Origin of the sequence: Chamaesiphon sp. (genome assembly GCF_041738855.1) — a bacterium.
GTDB lineage: Bacteria > Cyanobacteriota > Cyanobacteriia > Cyanobacteriales > Chamaesiphonaceae > Chamaesiphon.
In genome coordinates this window covers 1-5,567 of record NZ_JBGSPA010000210.1, presented here as the reverse complement: position 1 = coordinate 5,567, position 5,567 = coordinate 1, and the positions used below count along the sequence as shown (strand labels likewise).

Annotated in this window: 6 protein-coding genes; 1 reads left to right on the top strand and 5 read right to left on the bottom strand. The window is 48.1% G+C overall.

The annotated features are described in order from the left end of the window. Nucleotides 1-229: 229 nt before the first annotated feature. From ACEW9I_RS23880 to ACEW9I_RS23860, 5 genes are all read right to left on the bottom strand, one after another. On the bottom strand, nt 230-841 hold the full coding sequence (locus ACEW9I_RS23880) for an antibiotic biosynthesis monooxygenase (protein ID WP_373542834.1): 612 nt from the start codon (nt 839-841) through the stop codon (nt 230-232). Between the two features lie 53 nt (nt 842-894). Beyond that, nucleotides 895-1,758 (bottom strand): TIGR02452 family protein, encoded by an 864-nt coding sequence (locus ACEW9I_RS23875; protein WP_373542833.1) that lies wholly within the window; start codon nt 1,756-1,758, stop codon nt 895-897. A gap of 98 nt (nt 1,759-1,856) precedes the next feature. Further along, nucleotides 1,857-2,651 (bottom strand): nickel pincer cofactor biosynthesis protein LarB, encoded by a 795-nt coding sequence (gene larB / locus ACEW9I_RS23870; RefSeq protein WP_373542832.1) that lies wholly within the window; start codon nt 2,649-2,651, stop codon nt 1,857-1,859. A gap of 47 nt (nt 2,652-2,698) precedes the next feature. Beyond that, nucleotides 2,699-3,172 carry a hypothetical protein gene (locus ACEW9I_RS23865; RefSeq protein WP_373542831.1) on the bottom strand — a complete coding sequence of 158 codons (474 nt, stop codon included), beginning with the start codon at nt 3,170-3,172 and terminating at the stop codon, nt 2,699-2,701. Nucleotides 3,173-3,313: 141 nt separating this feature from the next. After that, nucleotides 3,314-4,192: a 4-hydroxybenzoate solanesyltransferase gene (locus ACEW9I_RS23860; RefSeq protein ID WP_373542830.1), complete on the bottom strand. Its 879-nt coding sequence runs from the start codon at nt 4,190-4,192 to the stop codon at nt 3,314-3,316. Nucleotides 4,193-4,412: 220 nt separating this feature from the next. Here ACEW9I_RS23860 and ACEW9I_RS23855 point away from each other — a divergent pair, with 220 nt between their 5' ends. Beyond that, nucleotides 4,413-5,144, top strand: coding sequence for a response regulator transcription factor (locus tag ACEW9I_RS23855; RefSeq protein ID WP_373542829.1), 732 nt, complete (start codon nt 4,413-4,415; stop codon nt 5,142-5,144). The last annotated feature ends 423 nt before the right edge of the window (nt 5,145-5,567 follow it).

The following is a 5,567-nucleotide window of genomic DNA, read 5'->3' as shown; positions in this document are numbered from 1 at the left end:
ATGACCGCTAATTATCAACAAGCAGAGCTTATTGATAATAATTTATGAAACACTTAGTTTTTGAGGATTGGTAGTGATTGGCTCAAACACAGTCAGGTAATTGATTTGATGATGAGGCTAGCCTCATCGAACTCAGGTTCTCAGCATTTCTTAACCTTGTCAAACAGTAAATTTCGAGATTTTGCACCAATAGTTATTCTCCAAATCTTTTTGTAACGAGAAAACTTTATTAAGTGGTAAAAACTACTTCATGCAATGTTTTTTGATACTCATTATCCGCCAAAGCGAGCATTTCTCCAAAGAGCGGTGAGAATGGACGGTTTGAATCCATTGCTGTGAATTTTTCGACAGATTCCCAATGTCCAAAATTGATACAACGCCATCCATCAAAACTGCGGTGAGCATGAGTCGATATCAATCCTGCTTGTCCCGATACCATTTCCAGTGCTTGGCGAAATAACTCAATGAATCTCGGCTGATTTTCAGGGTGCTTCATTTTGAAGATGCCAAAATTGATAAGTCCGCTCATGTTTGGCGATAGTTGCAACTCTGTACTTTCTGGCTCTGCGGCAAAGATTTCAAATAGGTGAATATCTGGCGCAGCGATATCTGTAAAGGGTTGAGTAGCGACATAAGATGCTAGATCTATCCACTGGACATAACTTGTTACCCTGAGTCCATCATGGCTATGTAAAACCGTACCTGAAGCAAATCCAGGTTGATGCTTGAGGGTGTTGATGTTTTGAATGACTCGTTCTACTAAACTTACCTGAAGATCGGGTTCGACAGGGAAAATAGCAAACTCAGCCAGTAAGTCATTCGCTTTGGTAACAATCGGCATATCGAACCTCAGTATTAAATGATGTTGATGTTACAATTATTTGTTATAAGCTCCTAACTGTCAACTGATTCGATCGCTAGTTTGTCGATTTGAAACCGCGTTTGAAATGCTGTTAATGTATCTAAGTTACTAGTTGAAGTGTAGATCGCAAATACAACTCGATCGAAGCAACCCAAAAAGTAGGGATGTTCGAGCCATCGCCCAAATACATCTGCCACCATCCTCGGATCGTTACAAAATACACCACAACCCCAAGCTCCGAGTAATAACGATCGATGTCCATTCTCGCGGGCAATAGCGAGAATCATCCCCGCACGTCGTTCGAGTGTCGCTGCAATCGCTGCGCCACCGTGAGGATCGCGGCGCAAGGCTTGTCCCGCATTGGGTGCGGGGGCAGTAATCACCGATGCTAGAAAAACATCATCTAGCAGTTCGCGGTTGCGGACGCGAAACCAAGGTACATTCGGCGAGTAGATAATATGGTCGGTGTATAGCAGCGATTCTCCCGCGCGGTTGGTATCATAATAAATGGGTTGAGTTAGCAGACACGGGTAGATGCCCGAACACCGAGCCAAGTCCTCTTCCTGAGCCTTGGCACCATTGATAAAGCCACCGCCAGGATTTCGTGCTGATGCGAAGCTCAACAATACCAAATCTTGACATCCCTCAGCGCGGACGAGTCGATTGGCTGCGGCTTGAGTTGTTTCGCTAGTCACCTCGATCTGGGGTTGCTGTCGGGATTTAGCAACGGCTTCCTTTGCTAATAGTGCATCCGACTGTTGCGGCGTATATAAAACCGTTTTTTTAACTGCCATCTGCTGTGCAGCTAAAAATTCAATTGTTTTTCCAGCACTATTGGTATATTTTCCTGATTCGAGTATATTTAGTGTTTCTTGGGCGGTATTTTTGAGTGACATGGTGCGCTCCGAGCGGTTATCAATAAGACTATCTTACCCATCTAGATCTCGATCGCTCTGTGGCATACTAATTTAGACTCGCACTGATGAATAAGTGATTACTTCAGGTTGGCAGATTGAGATTTAGAGCCAATTTTTGCAGCCGATCGCAATATTTGACCCGCCAAAATCGCCGCACCAAAGCCATTATCGATATTCACAACACCCACCCCCGCCGCACAAGAATTTAACATCGTCAACAATGGCGCAATCCCCCCAAAACTCGCCCCATAACCGATACTAGTCGGCACCGCAATGACCGGACAATCAGCCAATCCCGCCACCACACTTGGCAAAGCTCCCTCCATCCCTGCTACCACGATCAGCACATCAGCATCATCAATAACATGACGATTGCTCAACAGGCGGTGAATACCAGCCACACCCACATCCCACAGCCGCACCACCTCAAAACCACACAGAGTCGCAGTGCAAGCAGCCTCCTCAGCGACGGGTAAATCCGCCGTCCCAGCGGTCAAAATGGTAATTTTGCCTGGATGTAGGGGCGAGACTTGCGGGGGCGTTAGCGCGCAGATTTGCGCCATCTGATAATAGATCAGATCGGGGATCTGCTGCTGAAGTTCGGCAAAAACTGCTGGCGTAATCCGCGTCGCCATCACCACCGATTGTTGTCGGCGCATGACTTCGATAATCCGCACGATTTGCGCTGGTGTTTTGCCCAGCCCCCAAATAACTTCGGGAAAACCCGTACGTTGTTGACGTGACAAGTCGATCTTGGCAAATTCATCGATCGATTCGTAGCCCAGTGACTGGATTTTGAGTAATGCGCGATCGGGTGCCAGTTCTCCGGCAGCAACGGCGGTAAGTAAATCCTGAAGCGATTCTGACATCATCTAAGCTATTTGCTGCACAACAATCTTATCTTAGATTAACAGCAGTATCAGCCAGTAGATCGACACCATTTCGTCCCCGTCGGTTTAGCCGCAAGCTGGTTCACCTTCCAGATGCGATCGCCTTTTTTGATAGTCTTAGCCGCGATCGTTGGTAATTGCTGGGATTTGAGTGTTTGGACGCCTTCGACTACGACGACATCGTTGACTTTGATGTCGAGACGTTGCTGCTGGAGGTACCGCTCCGATCCCAGGTAAACTGACTTTTCGGCACCTTCGTTAGTTCTTACCCGCGCCCAGGTGACACGCTCTTTAGCCGCGATCGGTTGATGCTTATCATTGTGCTCGATCGCGACGACGCGCCCGACTAGCTTGGTCACTGGTGGCTGTTCGGCTGGCGGTCGGACGGCAATCTCCCGCGACCAACAACCGCCCCGAGGTGTCGGAGCCTCAGCCTGAGCTGCATTGGCACCTAAACAGGCGATCGCCACAGCCAACAGCATTGTCACTTTCATGCGTTTCATCTTTGCCGCCTCCGATAAAATATCGATTCGGTTCTCTAGCTAATATGCACTGAGATTTTGGGAGCAGATCGCTGACAAATTTCGATCTCTACCCTGATTAAAGCAGCTCAAACAGATCGATCGCTAGAGCTGTGAGAAATATTAATATCTAATCCCTAAAACCATCCCCAACAATAGCCCAAAACCGATCCAGACATTTTCGCGAAACATTTGGGGATAGAAAGAGCGCGGAATTGTCGGTTTTTTGAGCCGGAGATATTGCCAGATCCAGCAACCAGCAGACATGCCGAGTGTCAGCCAAAAGATCGCTCCCAAGCCCATAAGTTGACCCATATAGCCGAGCAATCCCACCGTCAGGGCATAACAAATAGCAGTCGCTTCGGCAACATATTTACCGAAAAATAGGGCACTAGAATTGACCCCAATCCGCCTGTCATCCTCGCGATCGGACATCGCATACACCGTATCAAATCCCAATGTCCAAAAAATCGTCGCCCCCCATAGATACCACGTCGGGGGAGCAATACTCGCCGTCACCATCGACCAACTAATCAACACTGCAAATCCCCAGGCGATCGATAATACCAATTGCGGTACGGGAAATACCCGTTTTGCCCCAGGGTAGAGCAAGATGACTGGCACGGCTGCAACGCACAGCCAGAAGGTGAGCGGGTTGAGATATAGAGCCAAAATCGCCGCACAAATCAGCGATACAATCAGCACGCCAATGCCAGTCGCGATCGATAGTGACTTGGCTGCTAGCGGACGGTTCTTGGTACGCTCTACCTGCGGATCGATATTTCGATCCCACAGATCGTTGACGACACATCCTGCCGCACTAGTTGCCAATGTCCCCAAAATCACGACGCCCAATAATGGTAGTGGTGGATTGCCCTTCGCCGCCAGACACAATCCCCACAAAGCCGGAATCATCAAAATTAATCTCCCGGCGGGCTTGTCCCAACGCAGGAGCCGGAAGACAGTCAGCCAAGTTGGCTCAGTGGGAGGAATGGTTGCCATGAGGTAGAGTGGATGGGTGAATGGTGGATGGATACTTGCGTCAATCGAACCTCAAGCCTACCCAACTATCTATTATCAACTAGTCACTATGACGTAAAATGGAGACATATCCAAAAAACTCACCTCGCCCGAGCTAGTTGCGTATAATCTTTACAGAAGGCTTTGTTTCGCGAGAGATCTTTAACAAACTTTTCCGACATTTACACAAAATTACTCGAACATGCCTCGAATACTAGTCGTCGATGATGATGCAGCGATCGCTGAAATAGTCTGTATTAACCTCGAAATGGCTGGATACGAGGTGAACCAATCGCCCGACGGTATTCAAGGGCAGGCAATGGCGATCCAAATTCAGCCAGATTTGATCGTGCTAGACTTGATGCTGCCCAAAGTTGATGGTTACACGGTTTGCCAACGCTTGCGCCGCGACGATCGCACTTCAGATATTCCGGTATTGATGCTCACCGCTCTGAGCCAAACCCAGAATAAGGTGGAAGGGTTCAATGCTGGTGCGGATGACTATCTGACGAAGCCATTTGAGATTGAAGAGCTACTAGCGCGCGTACGGGCGTTGCTGCGGCGGACAGATCGGATTCCCCAAGCTGCCAAACATAGCGAAATTCTCAACTATGGTGAACTGACGCTAGTTCCAGAGCGATTCGAGGCAATTTGGTGCGGCGCGACGATCAAGCTCACTCACCTCGAATTTGAACTACTGCATTGCTTACTCCAGCGACACGGGCAAACAGTGTCCCCTAGTGAGATTCTCAAGGAGGTCTGGGGGTACGATCCCGATGACGATATCGAGACTATTCGCGTCCACATCCGCCACCTCCGTACCAAAATGGAACCCGATCCACGTCGTCCTAAGTATATCAAGACGATTTATGGTGCGGGTTATTGTCTAGAGCTACAAAACGATCGCGAGGCAGAAAAAACCTCTGTTAGCTAAGATTGCGAAGACACAACGACTGGAAGTCGTTGCTAATGTTGCCAAGTCCGCCTGCGCGGACTCGACTCTAGAGTGTTTTAAACGATCTGGCTGCGATATTTAACGATTTTCTTCTTACTGGCAAATTTAGCGATCGTTAGCAGGCTGATTCACTGTTTCACGGAGAGCTAAAATGTACTCACGGGTATTAGGTGCATTTGGAAGATCCCATCCAATGACACCAGCAGCATTGGAACAACTATTTGAAGCAGCCAGATGCGATCGACTGTTTCAGTCTACACCTTTAACCTGAGTTCGATGAGGCTAGCCTCATCATCAAATCAATTACCTGACTGTGTTTGAGCCAATCACTACCAATCCTCAAAAACTAAGTGTTTCATAAATTATTATCAATAAGCTCTGCTTGTTGATAATTAGCGGTCA

Coding starts and splice junctions, on each gene's coding strand:
- ACEW9I_RS23880 (WP_373542834.1), bottom strand. CDS start 841: ATGCCGATTGTTACCAAAGCGAATGACTTACTGGCTGAGTTTGCTATT.
- ACEW9I_RS23875 (WP_373542833.1), bottom strand. CDS start 1,758: ATGTCACTCAAAAATACCGCCCAAGAAACACTAAATATACTCGAATCA.
- larB (WP_373542832.1), bottom strand. CDS start 2,651: ATGATGTCAGAATCGCTTCAGGATTTACTTACCGCCGTTGCTGCCGGA.
- ACEW9I_RS23865 (WP_373542831.1), bottom strand. CDS start 3,172: ATGAAACGCATGAAAGTGACAATGCTGTTGGCTGTGGCGATCGCCTGT.
- ACEW9I_RS23860 (WP_373542830.1), bottom strand. CDS start 4,192: ATGGCAACCATTCCTCCCACTGAGCCAACTTGGCTGACTGTCTTCCGG.
- ACEW9I_RS23855 (WP_373542829.1), top strand. CDS start 4,413: ATGCCTCGAATACTAGTCGTCGATGATGATGCAGCGATCGCTGAAATA.